The sequence below is a fragment of the Neoaquamicrobium microcysteis genome (genome assembly GCF_008180155.1).
Taxonomy (GTDB): Bacteria; Pseudomonadota; Alphaproteobacteria; order Rhizobiales; family Rhizobiaceae; genus Aerobium; species Aerobium microcysteis.
The window spans coordinates 304,782-323,324 of the sequence record NZ_VSZS01000067.1 but is presented as its reverse complement, the minus strand read 5'-3'; the positions used below and the strand labels follow the sequence as shown (position 1 = coordinate 323,324).

Annotated in this window: 18 protein-coding genes; 10 read left to right on the top strand and 8 right to left on the bottom strand. The window is 65.5% G+C overall.

The features are described 5' to 3' along the window. Positions 1-62: 62 nt before the first annotated feature. From FY036_RS20310 to rpsU, 3 genes are all read right to left on the bottom strand, one after another. Positions 63-650, bottom strand: coding sequence for an NAD(P)H-dependent oxidoreductase (locus tag FY036_RS20310; RefSeq protein ID WP_148916580.1), 588 nt, complete (start codon positions 648-650; stop codon positions 63-65). Positions 651-678: 28 nt separating this feature from the next. Continuing rightward, a complete protein-coding gene (locus FY036_RS20305) occupies positions 679-1,527 on the bottom strand; it encodes a tetratricopeptide repeat protein (protein ID WP_148916579.1) in 849 nt (282 codons plus the stop codon). Between the two features lie 155 nt (positions 1,528-1,682). Further along, positions 1,683-1,919: a 30S ribosomal protein S21 gene (gene rpsU, locus FY036_RS20300; protein WP_148916720.1), complete on the bottom strand. Its 237-nt coding sequence runs from the start codon at positions 1,917-1,919 to the stop codon at positions 1,683-1,685. A gap of 268 nt (positions 1,920-2,187) precedes the next feature. On the opposite strand from rpsU, the gene FY036_RS20295 reads away from it, so the two are divergent. The 5 genes from FY036_RS20295 to FY036_RS20275 are packed head-to-tail and all read left to right on the top strand — an operon-like array spanning position 2,188 to position 7,711. Further along, positions 2,188-3,441, top strand: a complete 1,254-nt coding sequence (locus tag FY036_RS20295; protein WP_148916578.1) for a sarcosine oxidase subunit beta — start codon at positions 2,188-2,190, stop codon at positions 3,439-3,441. After that, positions 3,441-3,866 (top strand): hypothetical protein, encoded by a 426-nt coding sequence (locus FY036_RS20290; protein ID WP_148916577.1) that lies wholly within the window; start codon positions 3,441-3,443, stop codon positions 3,864-3,866. Before FY036_RS20295 ends, FY036_RS20290 begins: the two co-directional genes overlap by 1 nt. A 14-nt stretch (positions 3,867-3,880) precedes the next feature. Then, positions 3,881-4,174, top strand: coding sequence for a sarcosine oxidase subunit delta (locus tag FY036_RS20285; protein ID WP_148916576.1), 294 nt, complete (start codon positions 3,881-3,883; stop codon positions 4,172-4,174). Continuing rightward, positions 4,171-7,164: a sarcosine oxidase subunit alpha gene (locus FY036_RS20280; RefSeq protein ID WP_148916575.1), complete on the top strand. Its 2,994-nt coding sequence runs from the start codon at positions 4,171-4,173 to the stop codon at positions 7,162-7,164. Before FY036_RS20285 ends, FY036_RS20280 begins: the two co-directional genes overlap by 4 nt. Then, on the top strand, positions 7,157-7,711 hold the full coding sequence (locus FY036_RS20275) for a sarcosine oxidase subunit gamma (RefSeq protein ID WP_148916574.1): 555 nt from the start codon (positions 7,157-7,159) through the stop codon (positions 7,709-7,711). The genes FY036_RS20280 and FY036_RS20275 overlap by 8 nt, the downstream gene beginning before the upstream one ends. On the opposite strand, the gene FY036_RS20270 is transcribed toward FY036_RS20275, so the two are convergent. Next, positions 7,712-10,411, bottom strand: a complete 2,700-nt coding sequence (locus FY036_RS20270; protein WP_148916573.1) for a bifunctional diguanylate cyclase/phosphodiesterase — start codon at positions 10,409-10,411, stop codon at positions 7,712-7,714. A 125-nt stretch (positions 10,412-10,536) separates the two neighbouring features. Between FY036_RS20270 and FY036_RS20265 the strand changes: the two genes are divergently transcribed. Then, a complete protein-coding gene (locus FY036_RS20265; protein ID WP_148916572.1) occupies positions 10,537-11,238 on the top strand; it encodes an HAD family hydrolase in 702 nt (233 codons plus the stop codon). A gap of 12 nt (positions 11,239-11,250) precedes the next feature. Here the strand turns inward: FY036_RS20265 and FY036_RS20260 are convergent, their stop codons facing one another. From FY036_RS20260 to FY036_RS20245, 4 genes are read right to left on the bottom strand one after another with little or no spacing between them, the layout of a single operon-like run. Continuing rightward, the gene (locus FY036_RS20260; protein WP_148916571.1) at positions 11,251-12,027 is read right to left on the bottom strand and encodes an SDR family NAD(P)-dependent oxidoreductase; all 777 of its coding nucleotides are present in this window, start codon (positions 12,025-12,027) and stop codon (positions 11,251-11,253) included. 4 nt (positions 12,028-12,031) lie between these two features. After that, positions 12,032-13,066, bottom strand: coding sequence for a phosphotransferase family protein (locus FY036_RS20255; protein ID WP_148916570.1), 1,035 nt, complete (start codon positions 13,064-13,066; stop codon positions 12,032-12,034). Beyond that, a complete protein-coding gene (locus FY036_RS20250) occupies positions 13,063-13,557 on the bottom strand; it encodes a MaoC family dehydratase (RefSeq protein ID WP_148916569.1) in 495 nt (164 codons plus the stop codon). Before FY036_RS20250 ends, FY036_RS20255 begins: the two co-directional genes overlap by 4 nt. A 12-nt stretch (positions 13,558-13,569) precedes the next feature. Next, on the bottom strand, positions 13,570-14,382 hold the full coding sequence (locus FY036_RS20245; protein WP_148916568.1) for an SDR family oxidoreductase: 813 nt from the start codon (positions 14,380-14,382) through the stop codon (positions 13,570-13,572). A gap of 162 nt (positions 14,383-14,544) precedes the next feature. Here FY036_RS20245 and FY036_RS20240 point away from each other — a divergent pair, with 162 nt between their 5' ends. The 4 genes from FY036_RS20240 to FY036_RS20225 are packed head-to-tail and all read left to right on the top strand — an operon-like array spanning position 14,545 to position 18,488. Continuing rightward, positions 14,545-15,192 (top strand): TetR/AcrR family transcriptional regulator, encoded by a 648-nt coding sequence (locus FY036_RS20240; RefSeq protein ID WP_161601176.1) that lies wholly within the window; start codon positions 14,545-14,547, stop codon positions 15,190-15,192. Continuing rightward, entirely contained in the window at positions 15,189-16,439 is a 1,251-nt protein-coding gene (locus tag FY036_RS20235) for an acyl-CoA dehydrogenase family protein (protein ID WP_148916566.1), read from the top strand. Before FY036_RS20240 ends, FY036_RS20235 begins: the two co-directional genes overlap by 4 nt. Positions 16,440-16,469: 30 nt before the next feature. Then, on the top strand, positions 16,470-17,438 hold the full coding sequence (locus tag FY036_RS20230) for an NADPH:quinone oxidoreductase family protein (protein ID WP_148916565.1): 969 nt from the start codon (positions 16,470-16,472) through the stop codon (positions 17,436-17,438). Between the two features lie 9 nt (positions 17,439-17,447). Further along, positions 17,448-18,488, top strand: a complete 1,041-nt coding sequence (locus FY036_RS20225; protein ID WP_148916564.1) for a zinc-binding dehydrogenase — start codon at positions 17,448-17,450, stop codon at positions 18,486-18,488. Positions 18,489-18,543 lie beyond the last annotated feature (55 nt).

Below are 18,543 nucleotides of genomic sequence, written 5' to 3'. Positions count from 1 at the left end.
CCATTTGGTTTCTATATTGCAATGCGCTGCCACGAAAGTGTGTGTGATTGTGCCAGATGCGCTCAGCGCGTCAGGGCGGCGCGCACGCGTTTCTCGAAGGCGTCGATGCGGGCCGCCGTCGGCTTTTCGGCGGCATAGAAGGGGAGGTAGGAAAAGCGCGCTTGGGAAGCGCAGCTGCCGAGCACGGCCGTCTTTAGCATGCGGCGCACGGGCCGCCACATGACCAGCCTGTCCGCCCACCACGGCGTGCCCAGCGTGGTGATTGCCACCATGCGACGCAGCCGGTCCAGCTTCGGTACTATGGGGCCGAAATCAGTGCCGTGGTCGAAGGCGATGCCGGGCGCGAAGACGCGGTCGATCCAGCCTTTCAGAATGGCTGGAAGCCCGAACCACCATGTCGGAAAGACGAGCACCAGCATGTCGGCTTCTCGCAGGGCAGCCGCGTGGGGGGCGATGCCGGAGTGGTCGGGCGTTTCGGTGTAGTGGGTTTCACGCTCGGCCCGCGTCAGCCGAGGGTCGAAATCCTCGGCATAAAGGTCGATGCGCGCGACATCGTGGCCAGCGGCCGCCAGCGTCTGGGCGGCAAGATCAGCGAAGCGATGGTTGAGGCTCTTGTCGAGCGGGTGGGCGAGGACGATCAGGCAGCGCATGGAGGCCGGTCGTCCCCGCGATACCGGATCAGGAGCTTCTGGTACGGGCGATCCCGTCCTTGGCCGCCTTGAGGTTGGGGTCGAGACGCGCGGCCTCGGCATAGGAGCGCGAGGCACGAGTCTTGTCGCCGCGGCGCTCGAGGATCAGGCCCTGATAGGCCCATGCCTCCGCGTTGCGCCGGTCGAGCTGGATCGCGGTGTTGAAATCCGCCAGCGCGTTGTCTTCGTTGTTGATCGCCAGATAGGACAGGCCCCTAGCCGTGTAGGGCTCGGCAGCGCTCGGCGCCAGCGAGATCGACTGGGCGAAGTCGGCGATGGCGAAGTCGTGCTGGCCCTGCGACTGGTAGAGCAGGCCGCGATTGTGGTAGGCGCGCGGATCGGTCGTGTCGAGCTGGATGGCGCGCTCGAAATCGCGGAACGCCTCCTGGTTGCGGCCAGACAGGCGGTAGACGTTGCCGCGCCCGATATAGGCGGCGTCGTAGCTCGAATTGAGCTGGATGGCCTGGTTGTAATCCTGCAGCGCGGCCTGCTGGTTACCCATCATGCGATGGATGAGCGCGCGGTTCGCGTAGGCCTGATAGTAGCTCGGGTTGAGCCGGATGGCGGTTTCGAAATCCTTCAGCGCTTCCTGATAGCGGCCGCCGCGGCCATAGGCCGAGCCGCGCACGTTGTAGGCTTCGGGATCGTTGGGGGTGCGGTCGATCACCGCGCTGAGGGACGAGATGTTCTCGGTAGAGCCCTGCGCCGTGTCGATGGCGGCGACTTCGCCAAGAGGCCCCGTCGCGGTCTGACACCCTGCGAGCATGAGCGCGGCGGCGAAGGCGAACATGCCTCCCTTGAGGCTCGCCTTGCGGCTGCGGACGGCATCGGCATTCATCGTCGGGTTCCCCTCATTCGTCGCCTGCCACAACGTCTTTGGCGTGCAATCGTTGCGCACGCGGGCGCACGCGGCTCCAAACAGAAAAGGCGGCAACGATTCGCATCGCGCCACCTTACCCGGTATCCCTGGAAAAGGACGAAAACTTGGCGATGTCAGCGCGCGGGAGCCGCGGTGCGGCCGCCGGCAACCAGACCTTCGCGCTGGGCGCGCTTGCGGGCCAGCTTGCGTGCGCGGCGCACGGCTTCGGCCTTTTCGCGGGCACGCTTCTCGGACGGCTTCTCGTAATGTCCGCGCATCTTCATTTCGCGGAAGATACCTTCGCGCTGCATCTTCTTCTTGAGAGCGCGGAGCGCCTGGTCAACATTGTTGTCGCGGACGAGTACCTGCACGTGCGTTCCTGTCTTCCGGTTGATGTGCGTTATCAAAAATTCAGGACGCATACCCGAGCGCCCCCGCGGCGGATACACCACGAATTGCGGCGGCTCATAGCAGAAGCCAATCCCCTTGTCCACACACTAAGCGCGTTGCATGCGGGCATTCGGCAATACGGCATTCGCCGTCGCAAACAGCGCAAGAGTGGCCGCGGCATTTCGCTAGTGATAAACGGTCAGCGGCGGCGACGCCGAAGCACGCACACAATCGCGAGACCGACAGTCCATGCGCAAATATTCCGCCTTCGCCATCGCCCGGGAAGCCTTTCGCGGCCACAAGGGTTGGGAAGAGCAGTGGCACTCGCCCGAACCCAAGGCCGAGTACGACGTCGTGATCGTCGGCGCGGGCGGGCACGGGCTGGCGACGGCCTATTATCTGGCCGCGGAACACGGGATCACCAACGTCGCCGTCGTGGAAAAGGGCTGGCTGGGCGGCGGCAATACCGGCCGCAACACGACCATCATCCGCTCCAACTACCTCTATGACGAGAGCGCCGGCATCTACGACCACGCGGTGAAGCTGTGGGACGGGCTGTCGCAGGAACTGAACTACAACGTCATGTATTCGGCACGCGGCGTGATGATGCTCGCCCACAACGTGCACGATGTGCAGGTGCTGAAGCGTCACATCCACGCCAACCGGCTGAACGGCATCGACAATGAATGGCTGACGCCGGAGCAGGCGAAGGACTATTGCCCGCCGCTGAACATATCGCAGGGCGCGCGCTACCCGGTGGTGGGCGCGGCGCTGCAAAGGCGCGGCGGCACCGCGCGTCACGACGCGGTGGCGTGGGGCTATGCACGCGGCGCGTCGGCGCGCGGCGTGGACATCATCCAGAATTGCGAGGTGACCGGCGTGCGCCGCTCGCCTCAGGGCCATGTGCTGGGCGTGGAGACGACGAAGGGCTTCATCGGGGCCAAGAAGGTGGGCGTGGTGGCCGCCGGGCATTCCTCCGTGATCATGCAGATGGCCGACGTGCGCATGCCGCTGGAAAGCTACCCGTTGCAGGCGCTGGTATCGGAGCCGGTGAAGCCGGTGTTTCCGTGCGTGGTGATGTCCAACACTGTGCACGCCTACATATCGCAGTCCGACAAGGGCGAGCTGGTGATCGGCGCCGGCACCGATCAGTACACGTCCTATTCGCAGACGGGCGGGCTGCACATCATCAACCATACGCTCGACGCGATCTGCGAGATGTTCCCCATGTTCACGCGCATGAAGATGCTGCGCTCGTGGGGCGGCATCGTGGACGTGACGCCCGACCGCTCGCCCATCCTGGCCAAGACGCCGGTGAAGGGCCTGTACGTGAACTGCGGCTGGGGCACGGGCGGGTTCAAGGCAACGCCGGGATCGGGGCATGTCTTTGCCCACACCATCGCGCGCGACGAGCCGCACCGCATCAATGCGCCGTTCACGCTGGAGCGCTTCCGCACCGGCCGGCTGATCGATGAGGCGGCCGCCGCCGCCGTCGCCCACTGATGAGCGGGCTGGCGGCAGTTCTGGCCGTTACCACGCCGTTGATCGCCATCAACGAGCGCAGTTTTTTCCATTTTCCGGATGGGCAGGAGGCATATCGCTTCCAGCGCATCGAGCGGACCGATAACGAGCGCGAATGGCCATTCGCGGCGAGTTCGGGCTACCTGATATGTGCGTGGGTTACAGGCGCGCGCGCAGTCTATTTCGGGGAGCCGTCTGCGGACGCCGAGCAGGAGAATTTCGACCGCATCCTGTTGGTCTCGACCGATCCGTTCGACCTGATGATCGTCAATGCCGGCAAGGCTGACGCCTTCCAGCCCTATGAGAGCATCGAGCAGCTTCTGCTGCGTCTCGCACCGTTCGTGAATCTGGGCCGGCGCTTGTGCGACCAGCCACGCGGCACATCAATCGGCCCCGCAGAATTGTAAAGACAGGACCAATCATGCTTCTGATCCGTTGCCCCTATTGCGAGGAAGAGCGCCCCGAGCTCGAGTTCCGCCATGCCGGCGAGGCCCATCTGGTGCGCCCCGGCAACATCGCGGAAATGAGCGACGAGGATTTCGAGGGGTTCTTCTTCATCCGCCAGAATCCGAAGGGTCTGGTCTATGAGCGCTGGCGGCACGTGCATGGCTGCGCCCGGTTCTTCAACGCGGTGCGAGACACGGTGAGCGACAAGTTCGTGACGACCTACAAGGCCGGCGAGAAGAAGCCCGTCATCAAGGGAGCCGCCGAATGACCGCGCCGTTCCGCGTTGCCGGCAAGGGCCGGCTCACGCCAGCCAAGGTGGTTCGTTTCACCTTCGACGGCGAGCATTATTCCGGGCTGGAGGGCGACACGCTGGCGTCGGCCCTGCTTGCGAACGGTGTCCATCTCGTCGGCCGCTCGTTCAAGTACCATCGCCCGCGCGGGTTCCTGTCGGCCGGCGCGGAAGAGCCGAACGCGCTGGTGGGCATCCATCGCGATGCCGCGCGCAAGACGCCAAACGTGCGCGCCACGGTTCAGGAACTGCATGACGGGCTGGCCGCGGTGTCGCAGAACCGCTGGCCGTCGCTGAAACACGATGTCGGCGCGGTCAACGATCTGGCCTCGCCGTTCTTCTCCGCCGGCTTCTACTACAAGACCTTCATGTGGCCGAAGGCAGCGTGGAAGCATCTCTACGAGCCGCGCATCCGCGAGGCGGCAGGCCTCGGCGTGGCGCCCGACCAGCCCGATCCAGACCATTACGCGGCGCACTATGGGCATTGCGACGTGCTGGTGCTGGGGGGCGGTGCCGCCGGCCTTGCGGCGGCCCTTGCCGCAGCCGAGGCCGGAGCGCGCGTCATCCTTGCCGACGAGCAGGCTGAGCCGGGCGGCGCGCTGCGCTTCGAGAGCGGCGCGGTGATCGACGGCCGGAACGGATGGGACTGGGCGACGGCGACGGTTGCGAGGCTGCGGGCGATGGAGAACGTGCGCGTGCTGACGCGCACCACCGCCTTCGGCTACTACGCGCAGAACTTCGTCGGGCTGACCGAGCGGGTTAGCGACCACCTTGCAGCGCCGCTGCCCGACCTGCCGCGCGAGCGGCTCTGGCAGGTGCGGGCGAAACGCGTCGTGATCGCCAGCGGCGCGATCGAGCGGCACATGGTATTTCCCGACAACGACCGGCCGGGGGTGATGCTGGCATCCGCCGCGCGCACCTATCTCAACCATTACGGCGTGGCGGTGGGCCGGCAGGTGGGTGTCTACACCGCCAACGACTCCGCCTATCATGCGGCCATCGACCTGAAGAAGGCGGGCGTCGACGTCGTCGCCATCGTCGACCTTCGCGACAACCCGCAGGGGCCGGTGGTGGACGAGGCGCGCGCGCTGGGCATCGAAATCAATGCCGGCCGGGCGGTCGTCGGCGTTGCGGGCAAGCTGCGGGTTTCCGCCATGACGGTGCAGCCGAAGAACGGCGGCGCGTCACGGTCCATCGCGATCGACGCGCTGCTGACCTCGGCAGGCTGGACGCCATCGGTGCACCTGTTCTCGCAGTCGCGCGGCAAGGTGGCCTTCGACGACGAGACGCGGCGCTTCCTGCCCGGCGCTTACGCGCAGGATTGCGTCTCGGTCGGCGCATGCAACGGCACGGACGATCTCGAAGCGGCTCTGGCCGAAGCGGCGGGAGCGGGGCACGCAGCCGCCAAGGCGGCTGGCGCAAAGGCAGGCAGGGCGGGTGCGAAGCTGAAGGCATCGGGCGAAGGCTGGAGCGGCGGTATGCTGGGCGCGGCGCCCGGCGCGGGGGCCGATTCCAAGGCGAAAGCCTTCATCGACTTCCAGAACGACGTGACGGCCAAGGATATACGCCAGGCGGTGCGCGAGGGCATGCGCTCGATCGAGCACGTCAAGCGCTTCACCACCAACGGCATGGCGACGGACCAGGGCAAGACATCGAACATGCACGGGCTGGCCATCGCCGCCGAGACGCTGGGCAAGCCTATCCCGGAAGTGGGCCTGACCACCTTCCGCGCGCCCTATACGCCGGTGACGTTCGGCGCGATCGTCAACCACGCGCGCGGCAGCCTGTTCGACCCGACCCGGCGCACGCCGATGCATGGGTGGGCCGAAAGGCACGGCGCTGTGTTCGAGGATGTCGGGCAGTGGAAACGCGCATGGTATTTCCCGAAGGCGGGCGAGGACATGCACGCCGCCGTCGATCGCGAATGCGTCACGGTGCGGCAGTCGGCCGGCATCTTCGACGCATCGACGCTGGGCAAGATCGAGGTGGTGGGGCCGGATGCGGCCGCGTTCATGGAACTTCTCTACACCAACCCGTGGCAGAAGCTGGAACCCGGCCGCTGCCGATACGGCATCATGCTGCGCGAGGACGGCTTCATCTACGATGACGGCGTCGTGGGGCGACTGGCGGACGACCGCTTCCACGTGACCACGACGACGGGCGGCGCAGCCCGCGTGATGAACCATATGGAGGATTACCTCCAGACGGAATTCCCGCATCTCAAGGTGTATCTGACCTCGATCTCGGAGCAGTGGGCCGTGATCGCGGTGCAGGGCCCGAAAAGCCGCGAGATCATCGCGCCGCTGGTGGAAGGCATCGACCTTTCCGACGCGGCCATGCCGCACATGTCGGTGCGCGAAGGTACGATCTGCGGCGTGCCGACGCGGCTGTTCCGCATGTCGTTCACAGGCGAGCGCGGTTTCGAGATCAACGTGCCGGCCGATTATGGGCAGGCGGTCTGGGAAGCGGTGTGGGCCGAGGGCCAGAAACACGGCGCCTGCGCCTACGGCACCGAAGCGATGCACGTGCTGCGCGCCGAGAAGGGCTACATCATCGTCGGGCAGGAAACCGACGGCACCGTGACGACCAACGATGCCGGGCTGGACTGGGCCGTCGGCAAGAAGAAGGCCGATTTCGTCGGCATACGCGGGATGATGCGCCCGGACCTCGTGGCGCCGGGCCGAAAGCAGCTCGTGGGCCTTCGCACGAAGAACCCCAAGGTCGTGCTGGAAGAGGGCGCGCAGATCGTGGCCGACCCGAAGCAGGCGGTGCCCATGACGATGATTGGTCATGTCACGTCGAGCTACTGGTCGGAAAATTGCGGCCATTCGATCGCCCTGGCGCTGGTCGAAGGTGGGCGCGATCGCATGGGAGACACGCTCTACGTGCCCATGCCCGATGGAACGATAGAGGTCGAAGTAAGCGGAACGGTGTTCTTCGACGAGAAGGGAGAGCGGCTCAATGGCTAGGTCGAACGAAGCGCTGCGCCGCCCGGCGCTGGAAGGACGCGCGGCAAGCCACGCATGGGTGAGCGTGACGCCGGCCGCGCCCGCCTCGCGCCTGTCGCTGCGGACGCCAGCAGACAGCGTGGGCGCGGTGTCGAAGGCGCTGGGTTTCGCGCTGCCGCAGAAGCCCAAGACATCGGCGCAGAAGAACGGTCGCGCCGCACTCTGGCTGGGGCCGGACGAATGGCTGGTCATCGACGAGAGCGGCAGCGAGATTTCGCCCGCGCTGGGCAAGGTGAAGGCCTTCCACTCGGCGGTGGACGTGTCGCACCGCAATGTCGGCATCGTCGTATCCGGGCCCGGCGCGGAAGCCACCATCGCCGCCGGCTGCCCGCAGGACATATTGCTTGCAACGTTCCCCGTCGGCGCCTGCTCGCGCACGGTGCTGGGCAAGATCGAGATCGTGCTGTGGCGGACGGGTGATACGACGTTCCGGGTGGAGTGCTGGCGGTCGTTTTCCGACTACGCCTTCACGTTTCTTTCCGAAGCTGCAAGGGACGCGGCGGTCTAATCAGCCAGCGTCGCGCCAGCGGCGCGAACGGATGAACTCGACAAGGTCGCCCGCGCTCATGGGTTTTGCGAAGGCATAGCCCTGCAACGCGTTGCAGCCGAGCTGACGCAGCACGCGCGCGTGCTCCATCGTTTCCACGCCTTCCGCCAGCACTTCGATGCCCAGCGAACGGCCGATGTCGATGATGGAGCCGACGAGCTGGCGCTGGCCCGGCGAGTGCACGATAGGCATGACGAGCTGGCGGTCGATCTTGAGCCGGCGCGGCTTGAGCTTCATCAGGCTGACGATCGAGGCGTAGCCGGTGCCGAAATCGTCAATCTCGATGTCGATGCCCAGTTCCTTGATCTGGTCGACGTTCCAGGTAATCAGCTCGTCGTTCTCGTCCAGGAAGATCGATTCCACCAGCTCGAACGCGACCGCGCCGGGCCTGATGTTCATCTGGCGCAGGCTCTTGATCAACTCGTCGTCGTGCAGGCGGCGCGCGGAAACGTTGACGGACACCTTGGGCACGTTGAGCCCCACGGACTCCCATTGGTGGAAGTCCAGCAACGCGCGTTCCAGGATCAGGCGATCGATGGTGGCGACGACGTTGAGTTCCTCCGCGATCTTGAGGAAGGCGTTGGGGGCGAGCAGCCCGTCGGTCGGGTGGTTCCAGCGCGCCAGCGCCTCGACGCCGATCACCTCCAGCGTCTCGGCGTGGAACTGCGGCTGATAGTGCGCGGTGAACTGGTTCTCCTCAAGGCCGGTGAGGATGTTGTCTGCCACACGCTTCGTCGTGATGATCTCGGCCTGCAGCGCGTCGTTGAAGAACTGATGGCGGTTGCGGCCGCGATCCTTGGCGCGATAGAGCGCGATATCGGCATTGACGAGAAGGCGCAGCGGGTCTGCCAGCGAATCCATGTCGGTGGCGATGCCGATGGAGACGCCGACGCGGCTGTCGTGGCCTTCATAGGCCAGCGGCTGCTGCATGCGTTCGATGATGCGTTCGGCCAGCTTGGCGAGGCTTCGCACCGAAGCGTGCGCATCGTCTGCTGCCCAGCGGCGCACGACCACGAACTCGTCGCCGCCGATGCGAGCGACGAAATCGCCGGGTTCGACGGTAGAGCGCAGGATTTCGGCCGCATGGACCAGCATGGCGTCGCCGGCTGCATGGCCCAGCGTGTCGTTGATCTGCTTGAACCGGTCGAGGTCGATCTGCAGCAGGGCCGCAGTTTCCTCGCCCCGCGCGAAACGGGCAGCGTGCTCGGCCAGAAGATCGTCCAGGTAGCGGCGATTGGGCAGGCCGGTGAGCGAATCGTGCAGCGCGTTGTATTCGATCCGCGCCTTGGTGATTTCGAGCTCGGCGTTGCGGGCTTCGGTCAGCGCGTTGGCGCGCTTGAGTTCTTCGTGAAGCGATACGTCGGCCGTCACGTCCCAGTTGACCCCCACGATGCGGGAAGGCTGACCTTCCTCGGCCTGTAGCGTGCCCAATGCCCGGATGTGACGCACCGTTCCGTCGTCCAGCACGATGCGGTACTGCGAGGTGTAGCTGCCGTTTTCGAATATGCCCATGAACTCGGCGCTGGCGCGCTCGCGGTCGTCGGGATGCACCCGTTGTTCCCAGTCCTGCAAGGTGCGCGGCCCATCGTCTACCGGGTGGCCGTACATCTCGTTCATCCGGGGGTCCCAGTATTCGGTGTCGCTGCCGACGACCGTTTCCCACACCGCGACCTTGGACGTGTCGAGCGCGAGGCCGAGGCGGCTCGAAAGGTGCGCAAGCTGGGTTTCCCGCCGCTTCAATTCGCCGATATTCTTCTGCCGCTCCTCGATCAGGCGGCCGGTGATGATGGCGGGAACCATGATGAGAGCGCCGGCAACGAACATCAGCAGGCGCAGCCACCAGACATTGGTGGGCGTGGCGGACCAGCCGCCCTTGGGGATTGCCGCGATCTGCCACGAGCCGGAGGGCAGCACCACGTCCACCAGCACCGGATCGTTGGCCAGCGCCGCGCCGGAGCCGTAGAACCGCGCGCCCTTGGCGCCCATGCCGTCGAGGCCGGAAATGTCGATCTCCAGCGGCAGGGCCGGGTCCAGAATGCCGCTGTCTGCGTAAAGCCTTTCGACGTCGACCACCGCTGACACTATGCCCCAGAAGCTTTCGTCGTTTTCGCCGGCCGGTGCGGCGAAAACAGGAAAACGCCCGATCAACCCCTGCCCGCCCTGCACAAGATCGAGCGGGCCGGCGAGGGTGAGTTCGCGGGTGTCGCGCGCTCGCTCGGCGGCTTCGCGCTGAACCTCGTTCAAACGATAGTCGAGCCCCATCGCCCGCTCGTTGCCTCGAAGCGGGTACATCAGGCCAACGACGAGGTTGCGTGCGCCGGCGATGTTCCGGATTTGCGACTTTTCCTCCAGCAGGTTCGCCGCAAGCACGGAGAAGCGCTGCTGGTCCATGTCGGGTTCGGTGGCCAACGTCGCGACCAGCCCGCGCACGAGCTGGATATTGGAATTGATGTTGCCTTCGAGATTGGCGCGAATGACGCTGACCTTGCCCAACACGTCGGCGCGAAGGTTCTGTTCAAATACCCTGCGATTGAGGTGTTCGGCGAAAAGCCAAGCGGCTGCAATGACGACGAGGGCCAGCAGGGCCGGGATATAGGTTGCCCGGAAGATAGACCTGCGCGCCAGACGGCGCCCGATGACTGACAGTTTCACATTGCCCATCCTCGCGTGAGGCAGCCCCCTCAGGCTCCGACATCCGGGCGACCCTTGCACGAAGTGCTTAAATTAGGCTTAGCCGGCACGGACCGGTGATTGAATTGGCAAAGGGCCTGTGAGAAGGCTAGGGCATGCGCACCGGACTTTCCACCATAGGCTTCGATGCCGACGACACGCTGTGGCAGAACGAGCAGTTCTTTCGCCTGACCGAAGCGCGGTTTGCCGAGCTCCTGGCAGAGCACGCGGATGCCGATCATCTTCAGGAAAGGCTTCTGGAAGCCGAAAAACGCAATCTCGGCCACTATGGGTTCGGCATCAAGGGTTTCACGCTGTCGATGATCGAGACTGCCGTGGAGGTGACGGAGGGGCGGGTGCCAGCGGCCGTGATCGGCGAAATCCTCGCGGCCGGGCGAGAGATGTTGCGCCATCCTGTGGAGACCCTGCCGCATGTGCGTGAAACGCTGGAGGAACTGTCGGGATCCTTCCGTCTGGTCGTGATTACCAAGGGCGACCTGTTCGACCAGGAGCGAAAGCTGGCGCAGTCGGGCCTCGGCGACCTCTTCGACGCCGTCGAGATCGTCAGCGACAAGAATGCGGCGACCTACGAGCGGGTCTTTTCGCGTCATGGCGACGGCGCGGAGCGGGCGATGATGGTGGGCAACTCGCTGAAGTCGGACATCGCGCCTGCCATCGAGGCGGGAAGCTGGGGCGTCTATGTCCCGCACGAGCTGACATGGGTGCTGGAGCGCATCGAGGCCCCCGACAAGCACCCGCGCTACCGGCAGATCGAGCATCTGGGCGAGTTGAAGACCCTCATCGCCAAGCTCGGGTAGGCCGCTTTTGGACTAGATCGCCGTGATCCCGCCGTCGGCGGCCAGCGTCTGGCCGGTCATGAAGGAGTTCTTGGGGTCGGCGGCGAACAGGATGACCTCGACGATCTCGTCCACCTCGGCCAGCCGCTTCATCGGCACGCCGCGCACCAGTTCGGCCTCGGTCGCGCCGCGTTCCGCCTCGCCCTGCGGCAGTGATTTCTCCACCATCGCCGTGCGGGCAAAGGAGGGGCATACGGCGTTCACACGAACGCCCTTGGTCGCGTATTCGGCAGCGGCTGACCGCGTGAGCCCGACGACGCCGTGCTTGGCAGCGGCGTAGACGGAAAGGCGCGGTGCGCCGGCGATGCCCGCCACCGAGGCGATGTTGACGACAGCGGCCCGCCGTCCGTCCTTGCGGAACTGGCGTTCCATCACCGGAAGCTGATGCTTCATCGCGTAGAAGACGCCGAGAAGGTCGATCTCGATAACCTTGCGTGCATCTTCGGACGCGATGGACGGCAGCTTCATCATGTCGTGCACGATGCCGGCATTGTTGAGCGCCACATCGAGCCCGCCGAAGCGCTCCGGCGCGAGCGCGACAAGCCTTTCCGACAGCGTCTCGTCGGCGATGTCGCCGGCCAGCGTTGCGACTTCAGTGTCGAGAGACGACGCGAGCGCTGCGAGCCGGGTTTCATCCATGTCGGACAGCACCAGTCGCGCGCCCTCGGCGGCGAAGCGTTCGGCCGCCCGGCGGCCGAAGCCGCCCGCAGCACCCGTAATCAGCACCGTCAGGCCGTCGAAACGCGCCATGCTCTCACTCCCCCTTGTCGATGGCTGCCACGGCGAGGCCGGCGAGCAGCTTGACTGCCTGGCCGTAGGTCTTCGCCTTTTCCGGATTGGAGGCGTTGCCGTCGAGCGCGCGCTTGTAGACGCCCTGGCAGATGGCAGCCAGCCGGAAGAAGGAGAAGGCGAGGTAGAACACCCAGTTGTCGATGCCTGCGATGCCGCGCTTGCGGCAATAGGCGGCGACATATTCAGCCTCGCCCGGCAGGCCGAGGGCGGCGCGGTCGATGCCGCCAAGTCCCCTGAAGCCGGAATCGTGCGGCAGCCGCCATTGCATGCACTGGTAGGAAATGTCGGCGAAGGGATGGCCCAGCGTCGACAGTTCCCAGTCGAGCACGGCCACGACCTCGGGCCGCTCGCTGGCGAAAATCATGTTGTCGAGCCGGAAATCGCCATGCACCAGCGAGACCTGCCCGTCGTCTGGCACGAGATTGCTTTCCAGCCATGCGATGAGCGCGTCCATGTCCGGTACGGTTTCGGTTTCCGAAGCGCGATACTGGCTGGTCCAGCGTGAGAGCTGGCGCTCGAAATAGCTGCCCGGCTTGCCGAAATCCGAGAGGCCGACCGCGTCGATGTCGATATCGTGCAAGGCTGCGAGCACGCGGTTCATGGCATCGCTTGCGGCCGCGCGCTCCTCGTTGGAGCGCATTTCGGGCAGGGCGGGGTCCCACAGGATGCGCCCTTCGACGAAGGCCATGACGTAGAACATGCGGCCGATCGGCGAATCCTCACCCGAAAGGTGCAGCACGTCCGGCACCGGCACGGCGGTGCCCTTCAACGCCTTCATGACGCGGTATTCGCGGTCCACCTGATGCGCAGACTTGAGGAGTTCGCCCGGCGGTTTGGCGCGCAGGACGTAGCGGCCGCTTTCGGCCTCCAGCGCATAGGTCGGGTTCGACTGGCCGGAGCCGAACTTGCGGATGTCGTTCAGTCCCCGAAAGCCGGGAACATGCTTTTCCAGATAGGGTGCCAGCGCCTGCGCATCGAGCGCGTTGGGGTCGCTCATGCCTGCTCCTTGTTGCGCTCCATGACTGCGAGCGTCAGCCAGCGCGCGGTGAGCGCCGGCTTCTTCGAACCCTCGATCTCGATAGTCACGTCGTAGTTGATGTGTATCCAGCCCGAAGGACGCGCGGTCATCTCGGCCAGCTTGAAGCGCGTGCGCACCCGCGCGCCGGACTTTACCGGCGAGACGAAGCGCAGCCTGTCGAAACCGTAATTGATGCCCACGCCGGCCTCGCGGATCGGGCGGATCGTCTCGTAGGCCATGGCCGAGAGCAGGGACAGCGAAAGAAAGCCGTGCGCGATGGTGCCGCCGAAGGGCGTTTCGGCCGCCGCGCGCTCGGGGTCGACATGAATGAACTGGTGGTCGTCGGTCGCATCGGCGAACTTGTCGATCATCTCCTGCGACACGACACGCCAGGGCGACACCCCGACCTCCTGGCCGACCGCCTTCATAGCTTCCTCAAGCGGAAGCGGTTCATTCTCGCTGTTGCTCATCTCAGGCCCGCATCATTCCTTGAACAGCGACATCCCATGCTGGACATGCTGTCCGCCGTCCAGTGGCAGGATGGCGCCAGTGACATAGCTCCCCGCTCTGCTGCACAGATACAGGGTTGCGCCGGCAATGTCATCCGGAGCGCCGATGCGGCCGATCGGAACGCGCTGGCCGACGGTTTCGGCCTGCTCGTCGCTGGCGGTGGCAAACGCCGTCATGCGGCTCTGGAAAGGGCCGGGGGCAAACGCGTTAACCGTGATGTGGCGCTCGGCGAACTCGTTGGCGAGCGTGCGCGTAAGGTGGTGAACCGCAGCCTTCGATGCCGTGTAGGAATAGGCGCCGTCGGCCAGCGGCTGCGTGCCCATGACGGAGCCCAGATTGATGATCCGCGCCGGGTCTTCTTGGCTCGCGGCCTTTTCCAGCAACGGGGTCAACTCGCGCGTCAGGTGGAAAAGGCCGGTGACGTTTACGCCCAGCACCTTGGCCCACGCCGAATAGGGGAAGTTCTCGTAGTCCGCGCCCCATGAGACGCCCGCATTGTTGATGAGGATGTGGAGGCTGTCGGTGCGCTGGCGCACTTCGCCCACGAGTGCCGCGATGCCTTCCTCCGTCGAGACGTCGCCGGAGAAGCCCTCGGCCTTGCCGCCGCCGAGCTGGTTGAGCTCTTCGGCCACGCGGGCGCAGTCGGCCCCCTTGCGCGAGGCGATCAGCACGTTGGCGCCGCCCTGCACCAGCCCGGTGGCCGCCATGCGGCCAATGCCGGTCGCAGCCCCGGTGACGAGCGCGGTCTTGCCCGCCACGGAAAACAAATCCTCCAGATACGTCATCGAAAATCCTCCCGGTATCCGCGCCCGGACAGGAAAAGCCGGAAGCCGCGTTGACAACATACCCGGTAGTATGTTCATCATTTCGATACCCGTAAAGGCTCGATGCGAATTTCCCCATGGTTCGCAAAAACGAGGAGCCGGCGGGAGGGAGGTAGAGGCCCGATGATGCTTGGCGTCAGGGACCACATTCAGGAAAGCTCGCGCGCCGACATACTGGAGGCCGCCGCCGACTGCTTCACCGAGCGCGGTTACACCGAGACCTCGATAGACGACATCGCCCGCAGCCTCGGCGCCACCAAGGGCCGCATCTACCATCACTTCCGCTCCAAGGCCGATATCTTCGCCGAGCTGTTCCGCGTCGGCATGGAAATGAACTACGCCGCGATCGAGCCCTATCGCGCGCTGTCCGGCCGCGCGGCAACGCGCTGGCGGCACATGGCCTTCGCGCACGTGCTGCAGATGATCGTGACGCGGTCGTTCCAGCGCACTGTCTGGATGGGCGTGAAGATGCACTTGCGCGGCGCGACGACGCCCGAGCAGCGCAGCGTCTTCGCCGAACTCATCACGTACCGCACCGAATACGGCAACGTCTTTCGAGAGGCGATACTGACGGCGCGGGACGAGGGCGATTTCGATTTCGACAATCCCAGCATCGCCAACCAGCTGATGTTCACGACGCTGAACTCGCCGATCTTCTGGTACGCGCCGCGCGTGGGCGAAACGCGGGCCGACATCGAGGAACTGGCGCGGCAGGTGGTGACCTGCGCGTGGCGCGGACTGGGCGGCAAGGACGAACAGAGGAAGACATGACGGCAAACCCGGAAATGAACCTCGGCATGACCGAGCGGCTGAAGCCGATCCACGAAAAGGTCGCGCGCATGGTGCGCGACGAGATCATCCCGCTGGATGAAGAGTTTCTGGCCGAGGTGGGCAAGGACGGCGACCGCTGGAGCTACACGCCGCGCCAGACCGAAATTCTCGAAGGGCTGAAGGCCAAGGCGCGCGAGCGCGGGCTGTGGAATTTCTGGCTCACCCATTCCGACAGCGGCTACGGCCTCTCCACCGTCGAATACGCGTATCTGGCCGAAGAGATGGGCAAGGCGCATCTGGGGGCGGAGACGTTCAACTGCTCGGCGCCCGACACCGGCAACATGGAAGTGCTGGAACGCTACGGCACGCAGGCGCACAAGGACCGGTGGCTGGCACCGCTGCTGGAAGGCAAGATCCGCTCCGCCTACCTGATGACCGAACCGGACGTGGCTTCTTCCGACGCGACCAACATAGCCATGCGGTGCGAGCGCGACGGGGACCACTACGTCATCAATGGCGAGAAGTGGTGGTCGTCGGGCGCGGGCGACCCGCGCTGCGCGATCTACATCACCATGGTTCGCACGCCGGACGAGGCGCGCCGCAAGCACGAGCAGCACTCGATGGTGCTGATACCGGCCGACACGCCGGGCGTCACCAAGCTGCGGGCAATGAAGGTCTATGGCGACGACGACGCGCCGCACGGCCATCTGCATCTCAAGTTCGAGGATGTGCGGGTGCCGGTCGAGAACCTGATCCTCGGCGAGGGCAGGGGGTTCGAGATCGCGCAGGGCCGGCTCGGGCCGGGCCGCATCCACCATTGCATGCGCGCCATCGGGCAGGCCGAGATGGCGCTGGAGCTGATGTGCCAGCGTTCGATGCGCCGCGAAGCTTTTGGCAAGCCGCTGGCGCAGCTGGGTGCGAACTTCGATATCATCGCGGAAAGCCGCATGGAGATCGAGATGGCGCGCCTGCTGTGCCTGAAGGCAGCGTGGATGATCGACCAGGGCAACAAGAAGGCCGCCGCCCCCTGGATTAGCCAGATCAAGGTGGTCGCGCCGCGCGTCGCGCTCAAGGTCACCGACGAGGCTGTGCAGATGTATGGCGGGCAGGGCATCAGCCAGGATACGCCGCTGGCGCGCTCGTGGACGCATCTTCGCACGCTGCGGCTTGCGGATGGCCCGGACGCCGTGCACCGCCGGCAGGTGGCGCGCGAAGAGCTCAAGAAGTACACGCAGGAGAAGGTTTAGACCGTTGAAAAACTCCCAGAGTACGCCGTCATGAAAGCCATCGTCGCCAGCGACTACGGGCCGATCGACCAGCTGAGCTACGCCGACTGGCCGGAGCCGGTCGCCGAGGGGCGCACGGTGGTGATCGAGGCGGAGGTTATCGGCGTCAACTTTCCCGACGGGCTGCTGGTGCAGGGGCTCTACCAGATGAAGCCGCCGACGCCCTTCGTGCCTGGCATGGAGGTGGCCGGCAGGGTAGTCGCGGTGGGCGACAGGGTGACGAGCTTCAAGGTCGGCGACCGCGTGGCGTCGGTGTCTGCGATGGGCGCCTATGCCGAGAAGGTCGGTGCGCATGAAGCATCGGTCATGAAGCTGCCCGACGCGATTTCGGCTGCGGACGCCTGCGCGCTGCTGTGCGGCTACGGCACGTCTCATCACGCGCTCAAGCAGCGCGGGCAGCTCAAGCCGGGCGAGACGCTTTGCGTGCTGGGTGCGTCGGGCGCGACCGGGGTGGCGGCGGTGCAGATCGGCAAGGCCATGGGCGCGACCGTCATCGGCGTCGCTTCCAGCGAGGCGAAGCGGCAGGTGGCGAAGGACGCCGGCGCGGATGTCGTGCTGGGCTACGAGAACCTCAAGGATGCGCTCAAGGACGCTACCGACGGCAAGGGCGTGGACGTCGCGTTCGACCCGGTGGGTGGCGAGGCGTTCGACGCGCTGTCGCGCTCGATGGCGTGGAACGGGCGGCTGCTGGTCATCGGCTTCGCGTCGGGCACGATCCCCAAGCTGCCGGTGAACCTGACGCTGGTGAAGGGCTATTCGCTTGTCGGCGTGTTCTGGGGTGCGTTCACGCAGAAAGAGCCGGCGGTCTACGCGGAGAACATGCGGGAACTGGTCGGCTGGCATCTCGCCGGCAAGGTCAAGCCGGTGATCGAAGGGGTCTATCCGCTCGCCGACGCACCGGCGGTCCTGCAACGCGTGCTTGGTCGCGGCGCGACCGGCAAGATCGTCCTCAAACCGTAGGTGCAGCCCATGTCCATACCCGAAACGATGAAGGCGCTGCTGCTCAAGAACGACGGATATGCCGCGCAGCCTTCCGGCACCGCTCTGGAGGCGATGGAGCCCTATGTCGAAGCCGGCACCATCGCCGTGCCGAAACCCGAGGGTCGTCAAGTTCTCATCAACGTCGCGCTGGCATCGATCAACCCATCGGACGTGATGTTCGTGAAGGGAATGTACGGCCAGCCGCGCGCGCAGGGGCGGCCGGCGGGCTTCGAGGGCGTTGGCGAGGTGGTGGCGGCAGGCGACGACCCGGCCGCGCAGGCGCTTGTCGGCAAGCGGATCGCGTTTGCAACCGGGCTGACCAACTGGGGCAGTTGGGCCGAGTATGCAGTCGCCGAAGCGCCGGCCTGCATCCCGTTGCTCGATACCGTACGCGACGAGGATGCAGCCGCGATGATCGTCAATCCGCTTACGGCGCTCGCCATGCTCGGGATCGTGCGCGAGGAAGGCGAGAAGGCGTTCGTGATAACGGCCGGCGCCAGCCAGCTTTGCAAGCTGATGATCGCGGTTGCGAAAGATGAGGGCCTTCGCCCCATCGCCATCGTGCGCCGCGACGAGCAGATCGCAATGCTCAAGGAGATGGGTGCCGCGCATGTGCTCAATGCCGATGCGCCGGAGTTCGCAAAGCAGCTTTCCGCCGTGCTGCGCGAGGAAAAGCCGCGCATCTTCCTCGATGCCGTCACGGGGCCGTTGGCCGGCACCATCTTCAACGCGATGGGTAAGGGCGCACGCTGGATCATCTATGGCCGGCTCGACCCGGCGACCACGCCTATACCCGAGCCGGGGCAACTCATCTTCATGCGCAAGCGGGTGGAGGGTTTCTGGCTCACGGAGTGGATGAGGTCAATGGGGCCGGAGCGCCGCATGGAAGCGGTGATCGAGGCGCAGAAGCGCTTTTCCGACGGGCGCTGGGCAACGGATGTGACGGCCGTCGTGCCGCTTGCGGACGCCGTTTCGCGCGTGCCGGCCGAACTGGCGAAGCCGAACGGAAAGGTTTTCATCGCGCCCTGAGCGCGAAGGGGAGGCGGAGCCGCGGGGAGGCGGCTTCGACAGGGAGGAGATTTCG

What these genes read in the sequence shown, in the direction of transcription:
- FY036_RS20310 (WP_148916580.1), bottom strand. Translation starts at nt 650, where the DNA reads ATGCGCTGCCTGATCGTCCTCGCCCACCCGCTCGACAAGAGCCTCAAC.
- FY036_RS20305 (WP_148916579.1), bottom strand. Translation starts at nt 1,527, where the DNA reads ATGAATGCCGATGCCGTCCGCAGCCGCAAGGCGAGCCTCAAGGGAGGC.
- FY036_RS20295 (WP_148916578.1), top strand. Translation starts at nt 2,188, where the DNA reads ATGCGCAAATATTCCGCCTTCGCCATCGCCCGGGAAGCCTTTCGCGGC.
- FY036_RS20290 (WP_148916577.1), top strand. Translation starts at nt 3,441, where the DNA reads ATGAGCGGGCTGGCGGCAGTTCTGGCCGTTACCACGCCGTTGATCGCC.
- FY036_RS20285 (WP_148916576.1), top strand. Translation starts at nt 3,881, where the DNA reads ATGCTTCTGATCCGTTGCCCCTATTGCGAGGAAGAGCGCCCCGAGCTC.
- FY036_RS20280 (WP_148916575.1), top strand. Translation starts at nt 4,171, where the DNA reads ATGACCGCGCCGTTCCGCGTTGCCGGCAAGGGCCGGCTCACGCCAGCC.
- FY036_RS20275 (WP_148916574.1), top strand. Translation starts at nt 7,157, where the DNA reads ATGGCTAGGTCGAACGAAGCGCTGCGCCGCCCGGCGCTGGAAGGACGC.
- FY036_RS20270 (WP_148916573.1), bottom strand. Translation starts at nt 10,411, where the DNA reads ATGGGCAATGTGAAACTGTCAGTCATCGGGCGCCGTCTGGCGCGCAGG.
- FY036_RS20265 (WP_148916572.1), top strand. Translation starts at nt 10,537, where the DNA reads ATGCGCACCGGACTTTCCACCATAGGCTTCGATGCCGACGACACGCTG.
- FY036_RS20260 (WP_148916571.1), bottom strand. Translation starts at nt 12,027, where the DNA reads ATGGCGCGTTTCGACGGCCTGACGGTGCTGATTACGGGTGCTGCGGGC.
- FY036_RS20255 (WP_148916570.1), bottom strand. Translation starts at nt 13,066, where the DNA reads ATGAGCGACCCCAACGCGCTCGATGCGCAGGCGCTGGCACCCTATCTG.
- FY036_RS20250 (WP_148916569.1), bottom strand. Translation starts at nt 13,557, where the DNA reads ATGAGCAACAGCGAGAATGAACCGCTTCCGCTTGAGGAAGCTATGAAG.
- FY036_RS20245 (WP_148916568.1), bottom strand. Translation starts at nt 14,382, where the DNA reads ATGACGTATCTGGAGGATTTGTTTTCCGTGGCGGGCAAGACCGCGCTC.
- FY036_RS20240 (WP_161601176.1), top strand. Translation starts at nt 14,545, where the DNA reads ATGATGCTTGGCGTCAGGGACCACATTCAGGAAAGCTCGCGCGCCGAC.
- FY036_RS20235 (WP_148916566.1), top strand. Translation starts at nt 15,189, where the DNA reads ATGACGGCAAACCCGGAAATGAACCTCGGCATGACCGAGCGGCTGAAG.
- FY036_RS20230 (WP_148916565.1), top strand. Translation starts at nt 16,470, where the DNA reads ATGAAAGCCATCGTCGCCAGCGACTACGGGCCGATCGACCAGCTGAGC.
- FY036_RS20225 (WP_148916564.1), top strand. Translation starts at nt 17,448, where the DNA reads ATGTCCATACCCGAAACGATGAAGGCGCTGCTGCTCAAGAACGACGGA.